At 65.6% G+C, this 18,876-nt stretch carries 19 protein-coding genes; 3 read left to right on the top strand and 16 right to left on the bottom strand.

Annotation, left to right across the window (positions count from 1 at the left end):
• Positions 1–102: 102 nt before the first annotated feature.
• Genes JOD47_RS04550 through JOD47_RS04565 form a run of 4 tightly spaced genes read right to left on the bottom strand, consistent with a single transcriptional unit; the run spans position 103 to position 2,849 of the window.
• Positions 103–1,242, bottom strand: coding sequence for a glucose-1-phosphate adenylyltransferase family protein (locus JOD47_RS04550; RefSeq protein WP_204532353.1), 1,140 nt, complete (start codon positions 1,240–1,242; stop codon positions 103–105).
• Positions 1,239–1,736, bottom strand: coding sequence for a MarR family winged helix-turn-helix transcriptional regulator (locus JOD47_RS04555; RefSeq protein WP_204532358.1), 498 nt, complete (start codon positions 1,734–1,736; stop codon positions 1,239–1,241). The genes JOD47_RS04550 and JOD47_RS04555 overlap by 4 nt, the downstream gene beginning before the upstream one ends.
• A gap of 28 nt (positions 1,737–1,764) precedes the next feature.
• Positions 1,765–2,568, bottom strand: a complete 804-nt coding sequence (locus JOD47_RS04560) for an SGNH/GDSL hydrolase family protein (protein ID WP_204532360.1) — start codon at positions 2,566–2,568, stop codon at positions 1,765–1,767.
• Positions 2,569–2,573: 5 nt separating this feature from the next.
• Positions 2,574–2,849: a hypothetical protein gene (locus JOD47_RS04565; protein WP_204532368.1), complete on the bottom strand. Its 276-nt coding sequence runs from the start codon at positions 2,847–2,849 to the stop codon at positions 2,574–2,576.
• A gap of 111 nt (positions 2,850–2,960) precedes the next feature.
• On the opposite strand from JOD47_RS04565, the gene JOD47_RS04570 reads away from it, so the two are divergent.
• On the top strand, positions 2,961–3,971 hold the full coding sequence (locus tag JOD47_RS04570) for a diacylglycerol/lipid kinase family protein (RefSeq protein WP_204532370.1): 1,011 nt from the start codon (positions 2,961–2,963) through the stop codon (positions 3,969–3,971).
• A 6-nt stretch (positions 3,972–3,977) separates the two neighbouring features.
• On the opposite strand, the gene JOD47_RS04575 is transcribed toward JOD47_RS04570, so the two are convergent.
• From JOD47_RS04575 to JOD47_RS04605, 7 genes are all read right to left on the bottom strand, one after another.
• On the bottom strand, positions 3,978–5,132 hold the full coding sequence (locus JOD47_RS04575; protein WP_204532372.1) for a siderophore-interacting protein: 1,155 nt from the start codon (positions 5,130–5,132) through the stop codon (positions 3,978–3,980).
• Positions 5,129–6,016, bottom strand: coding sequence for an ABC transporter ATP-binding protein (locus tag JOD47_RS04580; protein WP_204532374.1), 888 nt, complete (start codon positions 6,014–6,016; stop codon positions 5,129–5,131). Before JOD47_RS04580 ends, JOD47_RS04575 begins: the two co-directional genes overlap by 4 nt.
• Before the next feature lies 1 nt (position 6,017).
• Entirely contained in the window at positions 6,018–7,031 is a 1,014-nt protein-coding gene (locus tag JOD47_RS04585; RefSeq protein ID WP_204536432.1) for a FecCD family ABC transporter permease, read from the bottom strand.
• Positions 7,032–7,078: 47 nt separating this feature from the next.
• Positions 7,079–8,131, bottom strand: a complete 1,053-nt coding sequence (locus JOD47_RS04590) for a FecCD family ABC transporter permease (RefSeq protein ID WP_204532376.1) — start codon at positions 8,129–8,131, stop codon at positions 7,079–7,081.
• Positions 8,132–8,257: 126 nt separating this feature from the next.
• Positions 8,258–9,253, bottom strand: coding sequence for a glutathione S-transferase family protein (locus tag JOD47_RS04595; RefSeq protein ID WP_204532378.1), 996 nt, complete (start codon positions 9,251–9,253; stop codon positions 8,258–8,260).
• 9 nt (positions 9,254–9,262) lie between these two features.
• The gene (locus tag JOD47_RS04600; protein ID WP_204532380.1) at positions 9,263–9,691 is read right to left on the bottom strand and encodes a four-helix bundle copper-binding protein; all 429 of its coding nucleotides are present in this window, start codon (positions 9,689–9,691) and stop codon (positions 9,263–9,265) included.
• The gene (locus JOD47_RS04605) at positions 9,688–10,794 is read right to left on the bottom strand and encodes a YihY/virulence factor BrkB family protein (RefSeq protein ID WP_204532382.1); all 1,107 of its coding nucleotides are present in this window, start codon (positions 10,792–10,794) and stop codon (positions 9,688–9,690) included. Before JOD47_RS04605 ends, JOD47_RS04600 begins: the two co-directional genes overlap by 4 nt.
• A 120-nt stretch (positions 10,795–10,914) precedes the next feature.
• On the opposite strand from JOD47_RS04605, the gene JOD47_RS04610 reads away from it, so the two are divergent.
• Complete coding sequence (locus tag JOD47_RS04610; protein ID WP_204532392.1) at positions 10,915–11,949, top strand: NAD-dependent epimerase/dehydratase family protein; 1,035 nt, start codon at positions 10,915–10,917, stop codon at positions 11,947–11,949.
• A 19-nt stretch (positions 11,950–11,968) separates the two neighbouring features.
• On the opposite strand, the gene JOD47_RS04615 is transcribed toward JOD47_RS04610, so the two are convergent.
• The 4 genes from JOD47_RS04615 to JOD47_RS04630 form a co-directional block, all read right to left on the bottom strand.
• Positions 11,969–12,865, bottom strand: a complete 897-nt coding sequence (locus JOD47_RS04615; protein ID WP_204532394.1) for a carbohydrate ABC transporter permease — start codon at positions 12,863–12,865, stop codon at positions 11,969–11,971.
• Positions 12,862–14,049, bottom strand: coding sequence for a carbohydrate ABC transporter permease (locus tag JOD47_RS04620; protein ID WP_372432787.1), 1,188 nt, complete (start codon positions 14,047–14,049; stop codon positions 12,862–12,864). Before JOD47_RS04620 ends, JOD47_RS04615 begins: the two co-directional genes overlap by 4 nt.
• Positions 14,050–14,131: 82 nt before the next feature.
• Positions 14,132–15,382, bottom strand: a complete 1,251-nt coding sequence (locus JOD47_RS04625; RefSeq protein WP_204532401.1) for a sugar ABC transporter substrate-binding protein — start codon at positions 15,380–15,382, stop codon at positions 14,132–14,134.
• Between the two features lie 43 nt (positions 15,383–15,425).
• Positions 15,426–16,472, bottom strand: a complete 1,047-nt coding sequence (locus JOD47_RS04630; protein ID WP_204532410.1) for a LacI family DNA-binding transcriptional regulator — start codon at positions 16,470–16,472, stop codon at positions 15,426–15,428.
• Between the two features lie 138 nt (positions 16,473–16,610).
• On the opposite strand from JOD47_RS04630, the gene JOD47_RS04635 reads away from it, so the two are divergent.
• Complete coding sequence (locus JOD47_RS04635; RefSeq protein WP_204532412.1) at positions 16,611–18,479, top strand: glycogen debranching N-terminal domain-containing protein; 1,869 nt, start codon at positions 16,611–16,613, stop codon at positions 18,477–18,479.
• Here JOD47_RS04635 and JOD47_RS04640 read toward each other — a convergent pair.
• On the bottom strand, positions 18,444–18,857 hold the full coding sequence (locus JOD47_RS04640; protein WP_204532414.1) for a DUF7793 family protein: 414 nt from the start codon (positions 18,855–18,857) through the stop codon (positions 18,444–18,446). The genes JOD47_RS04635 and JOD47_RS04640 overlap by 36 nt on opposite strands.
• Between the last annotated feature and the right edge of the window lie 19 nt (positions 18,858–18,876).

The raw sequence follows: 18,876 nt of genomic DNA on the forward strand, positions 1-18,876 counted from the left end.
GAAGAAAAAGATTCCCGTCAACCGGAGCAATTGCGCACGCTCCGCCACCTGATGCCCTTCCATTCTAGGAGGGAGGCGGCCATAAGACCAATCGCGGAAGCCTCAGCTGCCGTTCGACTCGTCGGGGCGCGTTGCGTTTCCAGAGACGTCAACGACTGTGACGACACCCGCTTCCCCGATCTGCGCGCCGGGGGTCAGCTGGGCGTTGGCGTCCACAATGGTCCGGCGCAGCACCGCACCGGAAGGAATGCGTGCCCCGTTCAGTACCACCGAATGCTCGACGACGGCGCCCTCCTCCACCACCGCGTCCGGCCCGATCACGCTATGCGTGACAGTTCCGGCGATGGCGGCACCCGGAGAGATGAGGCTGGAACCGACCCGCGCGGTGTCCGCGATGAACGCGGGCAGGCGGCGCGGACTGGCGCTCAGGATCGGCCACGCGGGATCGTCGAACGCGAGACCGTTTCCAGCCAGTAGGTCCATGTGCGCTCGGTGATAGTTCTTCGGTGTGCCGAGGTCCAGCCAGTATGACTCAAGCCGATGCTCGGCGACGGTGGAGTGCTCCACCAGGTGCGGGATGAGTTGGTCCCCGTAGTCCTTCAGCTCGCCGTCGCGCTTGTGCAGTTCCGCCAGCGTATTCAGCAGCACGTCCGTGGAATAGAGGAAGATCTCCGCCGCCACCACGTCGGTACGGGGTTTCTCGGGCTTGTACTGGAACCCTGTGACCCGGCCATCCTCCACCTCGGCAACACCGTGCTGGGAGGCATCGCCGTCGAACCGTGTGGTCACCATGGTGAGGACCGCACCGGTCTCCTGATGGGTTTTCACCACCTCGCGGTAATCGAGCTGGTAGAGGTGGTCGGCACTGAGCACAAGCACCAGATCGGGATCGAACTCGCGGATGAATTCGGCCTGCCGGTAGAGGCCGTCCGCGTTGCCCGCGGCGAAGCCCTCGCCGTGTTCCCCCTGGAAGGGCGGCAATACCCGCAGACCGCCGTTGGTGCGGTCGAGGTCCCAGGGGCGGCCGTTTGCGAGGTGGTCATTGATGGACTTCGGCTGGTACTGCTCCACTACCCAGACATCCGAGATGTGGCTGTGGTGGAGATTGGACAGCGGAATATCGATCAGCCGATAGGTTCCGCCCACCGGCACCACGGGCTTGGCCTTGCTGTCGGTCAGCGCCCCCAGCCTTCCGCCGGTACCGCCGGCCAGAATGACTGCCAGGACGGACGGCTCCGTCATGCCGATCCCACGGGTTGGGACTGTTTGAGGATCCAGTGCGTCTCATCGAGCCGCGCGAGGATCTTCTTGCCTACCCGCTCGAGGTCCGCGATGTCCTGGTCATTCAGCCCGTCGAAGACCAGCCGGCGGACGTGCTCCACATGTTCGAGCGCCAGTTCCTGCAGGTTGGTCAGCCCCTCGGGGGTGATGCTCGCCGTAGTCACCCGGAGGTCACGGGTGCTCTGGCTCCGCTGCACCCAGCCGCGGTTCTCCAGCTTGGTGACCACGTGGCTCAGCCGTGACAGGGAGGCATTGGAGCGGCCCGCGAGTTCACTCATGGGTAGTGTCCGCTCATCAGCCTCGGAAAGCATCGCAAGGACGTGATAGTCGAACAGCGTCACCCGGGCACGACGGTTGAGGTCTGCATCCAAGGTTCCCGGCAACAGGGTGGCCACCCCGTAGAGGGCAAGCCATGCCTGTCTTTCCGCGGGATTCAACCAGCGCACGCCTGTCATGGTTCCCATCCTTGCAGAAGCGCCGACGTCACGGGGACGTTGTTTCCCGTGTCCACACCGGATGGGTCAGCTCCGGGTATTTTGAGGTCACCGTGTCCCCGGAGGACTGCCCACGCAATCGCCTGCCGACCCAGGGCCCGAGGTAATCGCGGGCCCAGAGCGCGTCCGTCCGGAGCTGGGCGAGGCGCGTTGCTGCCGGCCGGGCCTCAAGCTCAGGAACCTCGATGCTGTGCGCGGACTTCAGTACCTCCAGGACGCGGGCCGCCATGAGGGTGTGGCCGGCTGCAGCCATGTGCATGCGGTCCACGTCCCAGTAGCCCCAGTTCTGGAACTCCCGCATCCGCCAGTAGTCGGCAATTTCGGCATCGTGCCGGTCCGCGATCTCCCGGACGAGTTCGTTGTAGATCGCCGTACGTCCGCGTGTCTTTGCAAAGACTGCTGACTTCGACGAGTCGAACCCGGTAAACAGCACCACAGCGGCACCGCCGGCGCGCAGGCGGGCGATTCCGGCGTCGTACTCCGCCAAGAGTGCGTCGAGATCAATGGAGGGGCGCAGGATGTCGTTGGCACCGGCGTAGATGGTCACGAGCGTCGGCTTGAGCGCAAGCGCTGCATCCACCTGCTCGGCAAGGATCTGCCGCATCTTGCGGCCGCGGATGGCGAGATTGGCATAGCCCCAGGACGGGTCGGCAAGGATCAGTTGCTCGGCAACCCGGTCAGCCCACCCCCGGACGCCGTTGGGACTGCGCGGGTCCCAGTCCCCCACGCCCTCGGTGAAGGAATCCCCGAGTGCGACATAACGGTGGGTAAACGCGGTGGTTTCTTCGCCCAATTCTGTTAGTCCTCTTCCCTGAAATCGCTTGTTCCGGAATCGCTTGTCCCGGAATCGCTGCCGGCACCATCTCCGGAGTTCTTCTGCTGGTGCTCGGCGTCGTACTCGTGCTGGGTGTGGTGCTCGGTCTCCTCGTAGGAACCGTTGAACCCGGTGGTGTCGCCGGTGGGCCGGGTAGTGGAAGGGTCAGGGAACGTTGGCGAACCGCCGAAGGGGTTGCCCTCCTGCGCGCCGCTCTCCTGTCCCTTGGCCTTGCCTGCGCTGGACTGGTCCTGAGTCATGGCTCCTCCTTCTGGTTTTGCCCACCCAGCATAGTCCCGCGCACGCCCGCGTACACGTGGCAGGCGCAGACGCTAAGCTCGGTGACAAACCTACGTGTCAGGAGAATACCTATGGCTTCCGTACCGGATACCGAATCTGATCAGCCGAGCGATCTCCAGCCGGAGCACCAGTCAGAAACGCGGACCAGGCGCGCAGCCCTGATCCTCAATCCGGTCAAGCCCACCTCTGAGGATATCCGGGCCATCGTCACTGAACTGAGTCTCGAACAGGGCTGGGAAGAACCCCTGTTCCTGGAGACCACCGCGGATGACCCGGGCCACGGCCAGGCGCAGGAAGCACTGAAGGCAGGAGTCGACGTCGTTATTGCAGCCGGCGGCGATGGCACCGTCCGGTGCGTGGCGGAAGAGCTGGCAGGCACGACGACGGCACTTGGCCTGTTGCCGCTGGGCACCGGCAACCTGCTCGCCCGCAACCTCGATATCGACGTCGATGATCCCCGGGGAGCCGTCGAAGCTGCGCTCGGAGGCACGGAGCGGATGATCGACGTGGTGCATGTGAACGTCGACCGGGCGCAGGACGCCCACGTCTTCCTGGTCATGGCCGGGCTGGGCTTCGACGCAGCGGTGATGGCTGATACCCGGGATGACCTGAAGGACAAGGTGGGCTGGCTCGCCTATGTCGACGCCGGCATCCGGAACCTTCCCGGAAAGCCGTCCAGGGTGTCCATCTCGATTGACGGCGGCAAGCGCGTTACCCGCCGCCTGCGCAGCGTCATGGGCGGCAATTGCGGCAAGATCATGGGCGGCCTGGAGATCTTCCCGGGCGCGAAGCTCAACGACGGGCTGCTGGACATCATGACCATCGCGCCGAGCGGGAAGTTCGGTTGGTTTGCTGTACTCGGCAAGCTTCTTGCGCGCGGCAAGGGCAAGGACCCGTCGCTCGAGTACTACCAGTGCAGTACCGCCGAGGTGGAGTCCGAGACCCCGCTGGAGATCGAACTGGACGGAGACTCCCTGGGCAAGGGCAGTCACATGTCTTTCCGGGTGGAGCCGAACTCCCTGAGGCTGCGCATGCCCTACGGCAAGAAGGATCCGGCAATCCTCGCCGACCCGACGCCGTAGAGCGGTTCAGCCCTCGGCTTTGCCCTGGCGCCAGTAGCCCATGAAGGCGACCTGCTTGCGGTCGATGCCGACGTCGCGCACCAGGTAACGGCGCAGCCCCCGCACCACCGCCGCTTCGCCCGCGATCCACGCGTAGAACGGCAATGCGCCCGCGGGTTTGTCCGGATTCAGGGAGCCGTTCAGGGCTGCGGCGTCCAGGAGCTGCGGAGTTTCCCACAGGATGGTCTTGTCAACGTCGATGTCCTCCGGCTCCGGTCCGGCAGCGCGCTCCGGTCCGCCCGCGCGGCCGGCTGCGGCAGCGAGCGCCTGGCCTGAGGGCGTGTCGCTTCCGAGGCTGACGCGGAACGGCGCGGACAGGGACACCCAGCCCGGCACCCTGACGGCCTGGCGGACAGCGGCGTCGAGCAGTTCACCGTGAGGGCGGCCGCCGCGCACCAGCCAGCTGATACCGACGCCCGATCTGGTCTGGATGTCCTGGCAGTCCGAGCCGTGCGGAACCTCCAGGAACGCGTGGCCCTTGATGTCCTCAGGCAGCGACTCAAGGATGGCGCTGATCGCCGGAACAGCGGTCTCGTCCCCTGCGAGCAGAACGTTCTGGGCCAGGCCCGGACGCCACTCGATACCTCCGTAGGCGCCGGCAGTAGAGCAACTTGCGGCATGGATGTTAGGACCGATCAGCCACACCCGGTCCCCCGGTTCAGCAGCGGCGGCCCACTGCGAAGCCGGCCCGCCGTTGCCGGCTGCGTCGAAGTGCATCACGAAGTCGATGTCCAGCTCGGGAATCTCCTGCTCACAGCGGGAATCGCGGACCGTATAGGTGCGCATGTCACCGCGCTCGGAAGGCTCAAGGGACAGCCACTGCTGGTACCAGCCGCTGCCCGCGCCGTCCATCAGGGTCCCAAGATCAACACCGTCAGCACTCTCGCCATTGGCCGGCGGGATCATCACCTTGATGCGCAGGTCCAGAGTGGAACCCTGCACGCCGAAGTCTGACAGGCAGGCGCCGCCGAAGGTGATGCGCCGGAAGTTGGAGCTGATGCGCTCCACGCGGGTCACCACCACGTTGAATGCGCGGACCGCCGGGACGACCGCCTGGTTGCCGGCGGAAGTCTGTGAGGGTGCCGCTGTCCTGCGGGTACGACGGGTACTGACTTCTGTCACGATGCTGCCTCCATGGTCAGAGCGGGGAGCCCGTCCTGCGGGTTCGCTAAAAAACCCGCGATGCCATCCCGGGTGGTTTCTGTGGCTACGTTCTTCGGTGCGGAGTGGTGCCGCCCCAGGGGCACCACCATGGGTGTACCCGAGACCGGATCGGGAATGACGCGGGATTCCAGGCCGAAGACGTCAGCGACGGTCGCCTCCGTGACGACGTCCGACGGCGGTCCCTCGGCGACAATCCGGCCGCCCTTCATCGCGATGAGGTGGTCTGCATAGCGCGCAGCGAGGTTGAGGTCATGCAGCACGATGGCAACGGTGGTTCCGGCACTGCGGTTCAGGTCGGTGATGAGGTCGAGGACTTCCACCTGGTGCGCCACGTCGAGGAAGGTGGTCGGTTCATCGAGCAGCAGGATGTCCGTCTGCTGCGCCAGCGCCATCGCAATCCAGACGCGCTGGCGCTGGCCGCCGGAAAGCTCATCGACGTTGCGGTCTGCCAGTTCCATAGTGTCGGTGACGCGCAGCGCTGCGGCGACCGCGGCGTCGTCGTCCGCGTTCCACTGGCGGAACCAGCCCTGATGCGGGTAGCGGCCGCGGCCCACCAGGTCCACCACGGCGATGCCGTCCGGGGCGACCGGCGTCTGCGGAAGCAGGCCAAGGGTCTTTGCCACCGAGCGGGTGGAGAGCGAATGGATGTCCTTGCCGTCCAGCAGCACCGTACCCGCGGCGGGCTTGAGCAGCCGCGCCAAGCCGCGCAGCAGGGTGGACTTGCCGCAGGCGTTCGCTCCGACGATGACGGTGACCTTTCCGGCCGGCAGCTCAACCGTCAGGTCCTCCACTACCCGGCGGTTGTCATATGCAAGGGTCAGGTTTTCGGCGTTCAACCTCATGTCAGCCTCCCTGGCCTGAGCGGTTGGATGTAGCGAGAAGCCAGAGGAGGAACGGAGCGCCGAGGACGCCCGTAATCACTCCGACCGGCAGGGAAACGCCCGGGATCAGGTTGGCACCCAGGAAATCTCCCGCGAGGACGATCACGGCACCGACCAGCGCAGCAGTCACCAGCGGGCGGTAGCCGCCGAGGAATCGCCGCGCAATCGGCCCGGAGAGAAACGCGATGAAGGCAACCGGTCCGGCTGCCGCCGTCGCAATCGCCGCGAGCAGCACGCCGGTGACAATGAGGGCCAGCCGTGAGCGTTCCACGTTCACGCCCAGGCCGGCTGCGGCGTCATCCCCCAGTTCCAGCCCGCGCAGCGAGCGGGACAGGACGACGACGGCGGGGGTCAGGACCGCCAGCGCAACGAACAGTATGGTCACCCGGTCCCAGTTGCTCGAGTTCAGTGAGCCGTTCAGCCAGGTGAGGGCGTCCGAGGCAACCCTGATGTCCGTGCGCGTCAGGAGGAAGCTGACCACTGACTGCAGGACTGCTGAGAATCCGATGCCCACCAGGATGAGCCGGTAGCCGGCCACCGCGCCTCGCCGGGACAGGAAGTAGATGGCCAGGGCGACGGCGAGGGCTCCGGCCATCGCGAACCCGGAAAGCACCAGGCCGGATGCGCCGAGGAATGCGATCGCGAAGACTGCCGACGCGCTGGCGCCATAACTGATGCCGATGATGTCCGGGCTGGCGAGCGGGTTGCGCAGCATCGTCTGGAACACCGCGCCGGCCACACCGAACGCGCCGCCGATCATAATGCCGATCAGCACGCGCGGGATCCGGTTCTCCATCACGATGAAGCTGGCCCCGGGGATATCGGCACCCGCGACGATGCGCAAGAAATCGGGGATGGTCACGGTGTAGCGGCCCAGCAGGAGCGTGACCGCGCTGAGCGCAACGACAAGGAAGGCCAGGGCACCGATCTTGACCGCCCGCTGGGTGCGCAGGTGATGACGCCGTGAAACCACCAGGCGCTCCTCGTCGCGAAGCCCGGCGGGGGTGGGACGGGTGTCGAGGCTCACAGCTCGGCCATCTTCCGCCGCCGCACCAACCAGATGAAGACCGGGGCACCGATGACCGCCGTGAGGATGCCGACCTGCACCTCGCCGGGCGGGAGGATGACGCGGCCGAGTATGTCCGCCGAAAGCAGCAGGACCGGCGCGAGCACCATCGAGAAGGGCAGGATCCACCGGTAGTCAGGGCCCGTGAACGAGCGCACCACATGCGGAATGACCAGCCCGATGAAGCCGATTGGGCCGGCGGCCGCGGTAGCGGCTCCACAGAGTACGACGACGCCGAGCGCCGTGAGCGCGCGGGCAAGGGTGACGTTCTGGCCGAGACCGCGCGCGATGTCGTCACCCAGGGACAGGCTGTTCAGGACCTTGCCGGTGAGCAGGGTGAGTACGAATCCGAAAGCGAGGAACGGCAGCACCGGAACGATCACCTCCCAGCCGCGGCCGGCGACGGAACCCACCTGCCAGAACCGGAACGTATCGAAGGTCTGCTGGCTGGAAACCAGCACCGCATTGAGCAGTGAGACCATGCCTGCAGAGAGCGCTGCGCCGGCGAGGGCCAGCTTCACGGGAGTGGCGCCGTCGCGTCCGAGGCTCGCGATCGCGTAGACCAGTACGGCGGCGGCTGCGGCACCGAGGAAGGCGAACCAGATGTAGCCGGTGAAGTTGGTGACGCCGAAGACGAAGATACCGATCACGACGGCTAGCGCTGCGCCGGAGTTGATGCCGAGGATGCCGGGATCGGCAAGGGGGTTACGGGCGACGCCCTGCATGGCCGCTCCGGCCAGTCCGAGCGCGGCTCCCGCGAGCAGGCCCACGATGGTCCGCGGGATGCGGGAGAGCACGACGGCGTGGTCGCCGTTGGCAGGATCGAAAGCGGTCAGGGCCTGGATCAGGGTTTCCACGCTGATTGGCCGGGCTCCGATTGCCAGGGACGCAACACTGGCGGTTCCGAGGAGGGCGATGGCGGCGATGAGCTTTAATCCCCGGGCCGAGGGGCGCTTCGATGCACGCTGTTTACGAAGAACGGCCGGGGAGGCAGGCACGTCGACTGCCATGCATGCCTCCTTGAGCCAACACCTGAATTCGCCGGACGATCACCGGGACGGACTTAAGTAAGGCTAGCCTACGCATGGCTGGATTAGGAAACGGTTATGTTCCCTATTTCTCGGGATCACCACTTGTCAGGGGGCCGCTGTCGGCGCGGTTCCCCGCCCGAACGGGCTTCCGCCCAGGCGTTCACGCTGGTGATCGCTGTGCCAGTTCTCCAGGGAGGGACCCTTCGGCACAATCTGCGTGGGATTGATGTCCTCGTGAACCACGTAGTAATGCTTCTTGATCTGGTCGAAGTCGAGAGTGTCTCCGAAGCCCGGCGTCTGGAAGAGATCCCGTGCGTAGCCCCAGAGTGCCGGCATCTCGGTCAGCTTGTTCCGGTTGCACTTGAAGTGTCCGTGGTACACCGGGTCGAAGCGCGCCAGCGTGGTGAAGAGCCGCACATCAGCTTCGGTGATCGAGTCACCCACGAGGTACCGCTGGCCGGTCAGCCGCTCCTCGAGCCAGTCCAGGGCGGTGAAGAGACGGTCATAGGCGTCGTTGTACGCCTCCTGCGACCCGGCAAAACCGCAGCGGTAGACGCCGTTGTTTACCTCGGTGAACACCCGCTTGTTCACTGCGTCGATCTCCTCACGCAGTTCCTCCGGGTAGAGGTCCGGAGCCCCCTCGCGGTGGTACTCCTTCCACTCCGTGGAGAAGTCCAGCGTGATCTGCGGAAAGTTGTTGGTGACAACAGCGCCCGTGGAGACATCGACAATAGCCGGCACCGTAATGCCCCGGGGGTAATCCGGATCCCGGGTGAAGTACGCCTCCTGCAGCCGCTCTATCCCGAGCACCGGATCCTTGCCACCCGGGTCGAGGTCGAACGTCCAGGACCGTTTGTCATGCGTTGGCCCCGGCGTTCCGAGCGAGATGGCCTCCTCGAGACCAAGGAGCCTGCGGACGATGATTGCCCGGTTGGCCCAGGGGCAGGCGCGGGCAGCGATGAGCCGGTAGCGGCCCGGTTCCACCGCGAACCCGTCGGCACCGTCCCGTGTGATCCGTGTTTCGATGTAGGCGGTGTCACGCTTGAACTCCTTGCCGGAGTCCACGTAGGCGCCCTTGGTGCTGTGGTCGGATTGGCTCATGGTGCCACCCTAGTGGCTGGACGAGCCGCTGGTGCGCAGTGTCTCGAGCAGCGTGGAGCACGCAGCCTCACAGCGGCGGCAGGCCTCGGCGCAGATCCTGCAGTGATCGTGCATGGAGGCGTGCCGCTCGCATTCCTCCGCACAGTTCCGGCAGGCCTGCAGACAGGCCTCGAGCAGCGGCGCGAGCACGGCGGGATGGTGGCCACCCTGGCGCTGGAGCATCCGGGCAGTGGCGAGGCAGATGTCGGCGCAGTCCTGGTCGGTCCGGATGCAGTGCCGGAGATCGGCAATGCTTTCCTCGCCAAGACACGCGTCCGCACAGCTGCCGCAGGAGGCAACGCAGTCCAGGCACGCCTCGATGGCGGCTGCGAGGTCCCCTGCCTCCAGGTGCCCGGAGGGCCGGGGGTGGGCGATGATCATGTCTGCTATATGGGTCATGATTTTCTCCTTGTCCGAGTATCGCGATCGCGTCCGTACTTTTGGCGCAGTTCACGGCCCTTGTCCACCAGGCCGAGCTGCTTGTCCCGCTTCTTCTCCGCTGCCTTGGCATCGCGCGGAGGCAACTGGACTGTTTCTTCTGCCTCGATCCCTGCCTGCAGCTGACGTCCCCGCTCCAGTTCGGCGTCGAACTCGGCCCCGAAGAGCAGGGAGAGATTCGCCAGCCACAGCCACAGCAGGAAGATGATGACGCCGGCGATGGCGCCGTAGGTCTGCTGGTAGCTGTCCGAGTTCGCTACATAGATGGAGAACCCGGCTGTGGTCAGCGCAAGAACCAGCAGCGCAATGATGGAACCGACACTCACCCACTTGAACTTGGGCTGCTGCACATTGGGAGTCGCGTAGTACAGCACCGCGATCATCAGCACCGCGAAGAACACCATGACCGGCCATTTGGCGATATTCCAGATGACCAGGGCCGTTGATCCAAGTCCGATCGCCCCGCCGATTGCTTCCGCCACCGGTCCGGACAGGATGAGCAGCAGCGCCATCAGCACCACCAGGAGCAGTACGACGACGGTGATCAGCAGCATGACCGGGCGAAGCTTCCAGAAGGGGCGCCCCTCTTCGACTTCGTAGACCCGGTTCATTGCACGCGAGAACGCGTTGACGAACCCCGAGGCGGACCACAACGCACCCAGCAGGCCGATGACGAAGGTCAGGCCCGCGGTCTCCGAGGAGGCCAGTTGCTGAATAACAGGTCCCAACGTGGTTTCGGCGTCCGACGAGACGTTGCCGAGTATGTTAAGCACGGTGTCCGTCGTAGCCTCTGCCTGCCCGAAGAACCCGAGAATGGATACCAGCGCCAGCAGCGCCGGGAAGATGGCCAGGACTGCGTAGTACGTCAGGGCAGCCGCCAGGTCAGTGCACTGGTCTTTGCCGAACTCGTTGATGGTCCGCTTGAAGACGTACCCCCATGCCGGCTTGGCAAGGTCAGTCGGCGCGTCCGGCTTCCGGGAATCATCAGGATGCGGGCTCGAGGCTGCCTTGGCTTGCGTGGCTTCCTCTGCCGAGTCCGCTTTCGCGGGATCTCTCGTGGTCACGTTTCTACCTCCGGTTCAGAATTGCCTACACCAACCGAACCATAAGGATACTTACTATTGCAATAAGTGGTCGACCCTTTAGTGTGGTTTTCAGGCCGCACATCGATTGAAGGGTTCCACATGCGCATCGCTGTTATCGGAGCAACCGGAAACGTGGGGACGGCGCTCCTTCGCCGGCTCCAGCAGGCCCGCCAGGAGAACCCCGCCCTTGAGCTGGTCGGTATCTCCCGGAGGAAGCCTTCCCAGGACCACGCGCCCTACAGCGGCGTCGAATGGCACACCGCCGACGTCGGCACTGATGCCGGGCGCGCAAGCCTCACCGACGCGCTGAAGGGGACTGACGCCGTCGTACATCTTGCCTGGGCCATCCAGCCCAACCGGGATGAGGAGGCGATGCACCGCACCAACGTGACCGGCACGGAGAATGCGCTGCATGCGGCCGCGGACGCCGGCGTGCGGCACTTCGTCTGCGCGTCTTCGGTGGGTGCGTACAGCCCGGCACGCAAGGATCAGGTAGTCACTGAGGATTGGCCCACCGGAGGCATCGCGACGTCCCATTACAGCCGGCACAAGGCCGAGCAGGAGGCCCTGCTGGACACCTTCGAACGTGATTTTCCGGAGATTCCCGTGGCGAGGGTCCGTCCCGGGCTCATCTTCCAGGCCGACGCCGGAGAGGAAATCGGGCGGTACTTCCTGGGTCCGCTGATCCCGAAATCGATTCTCAACAAACTGAGCCTGCCGGTGTTGCCGATCCCTTCGGAGCTTGTGTTCCAGGCGGTGCATGCCGCGGATATGGCCGACGCCTACTGGCGGATCATCGACCAGCGGGCTTCAGGCCCCTTCAACATCGCTGCAGATCCCATCCTGACGCCACGCCTGCTGGGCGGGCTGCTCGGCGCCAAGCGAGTGTTCGACCTGCCGGTGCCCGTGCTGCGTGCGGTGGTGGCGGCATCCTGGGCCCTGCACATCCAGGCGACGGATCCGGGGTGGATCGACATGGCGTCGCAGGCTCCGGTCATGAACACTGACCGGGCGCGCACCCTACTCGGCTGGGAACCCACGCGGTCCTCGGTTGCGGCGATGCGCGAGGTGATCGACGGGCTGGCGGGCGGCGTGGGAGTGCACGGCTCCCCCAGCCTGCGTCCCGGCGGCTGAGGAACCACGCTTCACCCACTTACTCCTTCACCGCACCCGCCGAAGCGTTCATGATCCGCTTCTGGAAGATGAAGAATACGATCGCCACGGGAACAGTCATGAGCGCTGCCGCTGCGAGCTTGAGCGGATACTGCGTCCCCTGGCTCAATGCCCCGGAGGCCAACTGCGCGACGCCCTTCGTGAGTGTTGTCAGCGAGGGATCCTGGGTGGAGATGATGAAGTGGTTCAGCTCGTTCCAGGAGCCCTGGAAGGACAGGATCACAATCGTCATCACGGCCGGCCGCGCCATCGGCAGCACCACGGACCAGAAGGTACGGAATGTTCCCGCGCCGTCGATCCGCGCCTGCTCCTCGACGCTCACCGGGATGGATTCGAAGAAGTTCTTCATGATGAACACGCCCGCTGCGTCGGCCAGCAGCGGCAGGATCATGCCGGTGTAGGAGTCGTAGATGCCCAGCTGATTGATCACGAGGAACTTCGGGATCAGCAGCACGACGCCGGGCACCGCCATCACGGCGACCAGCAGTGCAAACACCAGTCCGCGCCCGCGGAACGGGATCCGGGCCAGCGCGTAGCCGGCCAGCGAATTGAAGAAGACCCTGCCGAGGGTCACGAACACTGTCACGATGAAGGAGTTCATCCCCCACAGCGGGAAGTCCGAATTCGCGAAGAGCCCCTCATAGGCCGCCACTGACCAATTCTGCGGAACCAGTCCCAGCGGGTTCTGTGCCGCTTCCGGCTCCGTTTTGAAGGACGTGGCCACCTGTACCAGGAACGGGAAGATGTAGATGGTCGCGAGTGCGATCAGGACCAGGTAAGTGATCCATGCTCCGCGTACCCTTTTGCGGCGCGCAGGATTATCAGTACGACGACGGCGGTTCGCGGCCGGTGGGGCGGGTGCTGTTGCTGTGCTCATCGCCTGGACTTCCCCTTCTCATCTGCGCCGGCATCATCCGTGCGCGCCGCCGTGCCGGGGGCCGCCGCAGCGCTTGAACCGGCGCTGACTCCAGCGGGAACCATCCGCCGTCGTCGTGGAACGTCACGTTCCTTCAGTGCCCAGCGCTGAAGCACGGTGAGCACGACGATGATGGCGAAAAGCACGAAGGCGATGGCGGCACCGACTCCCCACTGCTGGTCCACGAAGGCGGAGTTGAAGGACAGGTAGGCGGGGGTCAGCGTGGTCTTGGCGGGCCCGCCCTGGGTGCCGGTGTAGATCTGGTCGAACACCTGCCAGGTGCCGATGAGGCCCAGCGTCAGCACAGTGAAAAGCGTGGGGCGCAGCATCGGGAGGGTGACGCTCCAGAACCGCTGCCACCCGGTGGCGCCATCCACTTCGGCCGCCTCCTGCACTTCGCCGCTGATGTTCTGCAGCGCCGCGATGAAGAGCAGCATGAAGGTTCCGGAGGTGGTGAAGATCGCCATCAGGACGAAGGCGGACATGGCGACCGATGGCCCGGCCAGCCATTCCCAGCTGCTGATGCCGAGGAACGCCGGGTCCTGCAGGGCGGCCGGCGCCTGATCGATTCCGATGAGTCCGAGCAGGATATGCAGGACGCCGCGCGGGTCCTGGAACCAGTTGGGCCCATCGATCGCGAAGAAGGAAAGGAACTTGTTGACTACACCGGTTGCGCTGAACAGGAACAGCCAAAGCACCGTGATGGCCACCGAACTGGTCACTGACGGGAAGTAGAAAGCGGTGCGGAAGAATCCCCTGCCCCGGAGGATCTGCCGGTTGACCATGACCGCGAGGAAGAGGGAGAGCGCGGTCTGCAGCGGAACGACCAGGAGGACGTAGTACAGGTTGTTCCGGATCGAGGTACCGAAGTCGCGTCCCGTCAGTCCCTCGCCTCCGAGGATGGCCGAGTAGTTTTCGGAGCCGACGAAGTTCACGGTGCCGGAGAAAGGGCTGCCGCGACCGGTCCAGTCCGAGACGCTGACCCATGCGGCCATCAGGACCGGGATGACGAGGAACAGTCCGAGAATCAGGATGATGGGCGTGATGAAGAGCCAGCCGGCGAGCCCTTGCCTGCCGCGGATGCTCCCATTCCTGCGGCTGGCCGGCCCGGCCGATTGCCCAGGGGGTGCTGGAGTGGATGGCACGTCGATACCTCGGGTCTATTCGCTGGACGTTCCGTGGGCGGCGCCCCTGCGGCGGGGCGCCGTCTGCGCGGCTGGGAAGGCGTTACTGGGTCACGACGGATTCCATAAGCGGCTGCACCGACTCAAGGATCTGCTGTGGCTCCGAGGACTCCAGGGACTCGAGTTGCGAGTTCAGCTCCGCCAGCACGTCGGCTGCGCCCTGCTGGGCGGGCAGGTTCTGCGCGTACTCGCCACCGGCGATGAACGGCGCCAGCTCCGGGTACTGCTCGGCCCAGTCCCCGGCAACGGACTGGAGCGAGGGCATGACACCGAAAGCTTCCGCGAAGCCCAGTTGGCTCTCCGGTGTGGTCAGGTGCTCCACCAGCGCCTTGGCGCCTTCGATGTTGTCGCTGTCTGCGGCGATACCCCAGCAATTGGTGAACTGGAGCGTGCCCTTGCCGCCGGGGCCCTCCGGAAGCTCGGCGATCTGGTATTCGACGTCGGGGAAGTCGTTGGTCATGGCGCCGGCAATCCAGTTGCCCTCGATGACCATGGCGGCCAGGCCTTTGCCGAATGCTTCGCCGCCCCAGCCTGCGCCGAGGTCGGAGGAGTAGGCGGCAACGCCGTCGGTCATCATCTGCTTGGCGTAGCTCAGCGCCTCGACGTTGGCTTCGCTGGCGACTGTCGCTTCGCCGTCGGTGACCAGGCCGCCTCCAGCCTGGGCGGTGAAGACGCCGAGCCGTTGGAACTCGGGGCTGAACCCCAGACCGACGGTCTCCCCGGTGGTGAGCTGTTCGGCTACTGTGGCCAGTTCATCCCAGCTGGTCGGGATGTCATCCTCCGTGAGCCCGGCCTCCTCCCACATGGCGCTGTTGATCACAAGGCCGAGTGTGGAGAAGTCCTTGGGCGCGCAGTAGAGCTGGTCTTCATAGGTGAAGGCCTCACGGAGCGCCGGGTAGTAGTCGTCCTTGTTCTCCAGGTCCTCTCCGTAGGGCTCCAGCGAGCCATTGGCCGCATATCCGGCGAACGCGTCGGTGGACAGGTAGAAGACGTCCGCCGGCTCACCGGACGCAAAGCCCTGGCTGAGCTGCTGCGTGAGGTCGGAGGCTGCGATGACAGAGGCATCCACACCGGACTCGCTGGCCCAGGCGTCGACAGCCGAGGTGACAGCCGCGGTTTCGGCATCACCCGATGATCCGATGAGGACGCTGACGGGAGCGTCCGTAGCTTCGGTCTGGCCGCCGCCTTCCTCGGCGGACTCGTCGAAGCCCGAGCCACCGCAGGCGGTGAGGGCGAGCATCGATGCTGCGGTGATGGCGACGGCCAGCCGCCGTCGGGGATTTCCAGTCTTCATTGTCTGATTCCTCTTGTGTTGATTCTTCTTCTTGTGGGGTTGGTCAGGTGCTGCTGAAGGAGTATGGGGTGCGCTGGATCAGGGTCGGCGGCAGGAGTAGGTGCCGCTCCGGCGCCGGCTCCCCATCCAGCTCCCGGCCGTTGCGCCCGGCCAGCTGGTGGGCGAGGACAGCGATGATGTGCCGCGCTGCGTCCTCCGTGGGCTGGGAAACGCTTGAGAGCCCGACGGCAGCAGCCACCGGTGTGTCATCGAATCCGATCACCGCAGGCGAGGACTGCGCCGGAAGCAGCTGCCTCAGCTTCGCTGTGGCTCCCAGAGCCAGGGAATCGCTTGCGCACACCAGCGCGGTCGCCCCGCGGGATGCGAGCCGTTCGGCGCCCTGCGCGCCGGCGGGGACGCCGTCGTCGGCCTGGATATCGAGGGTGTCGGTGGGAAGTCCGGCAGCGTGCATCGCACGGGTCCAGCCGGCGCGGCGGTCATCGCCGGCCCCGGAGCCCTCAGGCCAGCCAACAAAGCCGACTGCCGTGTGGCCCTGGCCGATCAGGGTGCGCGTGGCCTGCTCGGTTCCGGCGCCGCCGTCGACATCCACCCAGGGGTGGCTGGAGGTGAAGGGATCCTCGATGCTACTCCACGGGCGGCCGAAGGCGGCGAACGGCACATCGTGCTCAAGCAGCCAGGCCGTGCGCTCATCGCCGTAGTGCGTGCCGGTCAGCACGAAGCCGTCAAGGTCGGCAACCTTCTGGAGTTCCTCGTACTGGCGGATCTCGCCGGAATCGGAGTCCGCGCAGAACAGGGTGATCCGGTAGCCCTCCTGCTGCGCGGCCTCGGTGAGCGCGTGCAGGAACCGGTCGAGGATTGATCCGTTGATTCCGTCGATCACCGGCATCATGCGGATGCCAAGGTTCATCGAGCGCCGGGTGCGCAACTGCCGGCCGGCGGCGCTGGGCCGGTAGCCGCTCTCCGCGATCGCATGCTGTATCCGGAGCCGTGTCTCCGGCTTCACCCGGTGCGGCGCGTTGATCACGTTGGAGATGGTCTGCCGCGAGACACCGAGGGATTCAGCGAGGCTGACGAGCGTGGCCTTGGACATGCTGTTCCTTTCCCGTGATCCCGACGACTGGATATTTACAGAATATGAACGTTCAAATAGGATTGTCAATGGATAATTTGAACGATCTAATCTTGCTCACCGAACTTCAAGTCTCACCAAACTTCAAGGAGAACCCCCGTGGCGTACCTCCAGCCCTTCCTGCACAACCTCACCGGCGTGTTCAGCGCCCCTGTCCAGGCGTGGGCGGACCCGCATGGGCAGATCCGGGACTCGGGTGCGCAGGGAATCCACTGTGGCGATGACCGGGTGGTCCGCTCCGCTGTGCTGACGGTTGACGGCGCAGAGCCGGATTGGGTCTCAACGCAGGTGCGCTCGGCGCAGCGCGTCGACTACATGCATTTCGTCCGGGTGGAGTCGCAGGTGGCGGACCCGTTGATGTACCTGACGCGTTCCCGCACCGCCGACTCCGAAGGCATAGCCGAGCAGCTTCGCTTCGAGTCCGCTTACAGCTTCACCGTCCGGCAGGACGTCCGGCTGGTTCTTGACGCGGACAATACCCCGATGGAACAGGTGAAATCCGGCGCAGCCGCCACCACTCAACTCGCCGTGACCAGCCCCAAATGGAACTGGCGCGATCAGGACACCACCGCCCTGCTGGAGGCACCCGCCGCGCACATCCAGTTCGACGGCGGCCGGATCACCCTTACCTGGCAGGTGGAGGTGGAGCCCGGTGGCGTCGTCGAGCTCGGCTGGCGGCTGGCCGTTACCGATGCCGCCGCGCCCATGGTGGCGCCGTCGGGGTCCGGCATTGCGGTTCCGACGGTTGAGGGCGAGCCGCTGCAGCGTCTGCTTGACCGGTCCGTGTCAGACCTGAACGGCCTTCGTATGGCCGCCGCGAGTCGGCCCGAGGACACGTTCCTGGCCGCAGGTGCCCCCTGGTTCTTCACCATGTTCGGGCGGGACTCACTGATTGCGGCGCGGCTGCTCCTGCCGATCGAGACCTCACTGGCCGGCAGCACGCTTCGCGCGCTCGCCTCCCGGCAAGGCGCTTCCACCGATCCCGGAACGGCCGAGCAGCCTGGCAAGATCCTTCATGAGGTCCGCCGCGGCACGCTGTCCTTCACCGAGGGCGACGCCGGCGTGTCACTCCCGCCCGTCTATTTCGGCACCATCGACGCCACTCCCCTGTGGATCTGCCTGTTGCATGACGCCTGGCAGGCGGGGCTGCCCGAGGATCAGGTGGAGGCGCTGCTGGACCACCTGGAGGCAGCGCTGGTGTGGTTGCGCGATCACGGTGATTCCGACGGCGACGGCTTCCTTGAATACAAGGACGAGAGCGGCCATGGACTCGCCAACCAGGGCTGGAAGGACTCCGGAGACTCCATCCGCTGGCATGACGGCTCGCTGGCTGACGGGCCCATCGCGCTTGCGGAGGTCCAGGGTTACGCCTACGAGGCCGCGCTGGGAGGAGCAGCCCTGCTCGATGCTTTCGGGCGCAGCGGCGGCGACGCATGGCGGCGGTACGCAGCAGACCTGCGGGAGCGTTTCCGGACCGCGTTCTGGTGTACCGACGAGTTGGGACGCTACCCCGCCATCGCACTGGATTCGTCCAAGCGCCCGGTGGACGGGGTGACCAGCAACATGGGTCACCTGCTGGGTACCGGCATTCTTGATGAAGCGGAAGCGCAGGCTGTTGCCGCACGGCTGATGGATCCCACCATGTTCTCCGGCTACGGGATCCGCACGGTATCCACCACCAACGGCGGGTTCTGGCCCACGCGCTACCATGCGGGGTCGGTCTGGAGCCATGACACCGGCATGATCATCAGCGGACTGCTCAAGGACGGCTTCGTCACGCAGGCCTCTGCCCTGGCCGCAGGGCTGCTGCGAGCAGCCGAAGGGTTTGACTGGCGGTTGCCCGAGCTGTTCTCCGGGCATGCGTCCAGCGAGATGTGGCCTCCGGTTCCCTACCCGGCGTCGTGCCGCCCGCAGGCGTGGGCGGCGGCGTCGTCAATCCCGATCGCGCAGGCGCTCGGTGGGCTCTGACGCACTATCGGACGTAAGCCACTCGATTGCCCGTACCTCATCGGTGAAGTACTGGCTGGGCGTTGCGGCACGGTAGTTGAAGGCGGTCATGACACGCGCCACCTCATCCGCTCCGAGGACCGCCGTGCGGCTGGAGCACGTTTCCTCCAGCAGGAGGTCCCGGGCCGGGGCGCTGATCCCGTCAACGAGGTCAATGTGCACAAGCAGCGGCCGCTGGCACTCGGGCGATACTGCTTCTACAGCCGTGACGCTCGCCTGCACGTCGCGCAGCTCCATGACGATGCCCGGATTCCAGCACAGACGGAGGAAGTCGCCCTCGTCCGTCAGCTCGAAGCGCAGGCCATCGTTGCGCAGGCCATCGTCGGAAATCGGTTCCATGATTCGGTTGTCCCCCAGC

The organism is Arthrobacter tumbae (genome assembly GCF_016907495.1).
Lineage (GTDB): Bacteria > Actinomycetota > Actinomycetes > Actinomycetales > Micrococcaceae > Arthrobacter_D > Arthrobacter_D tumbae.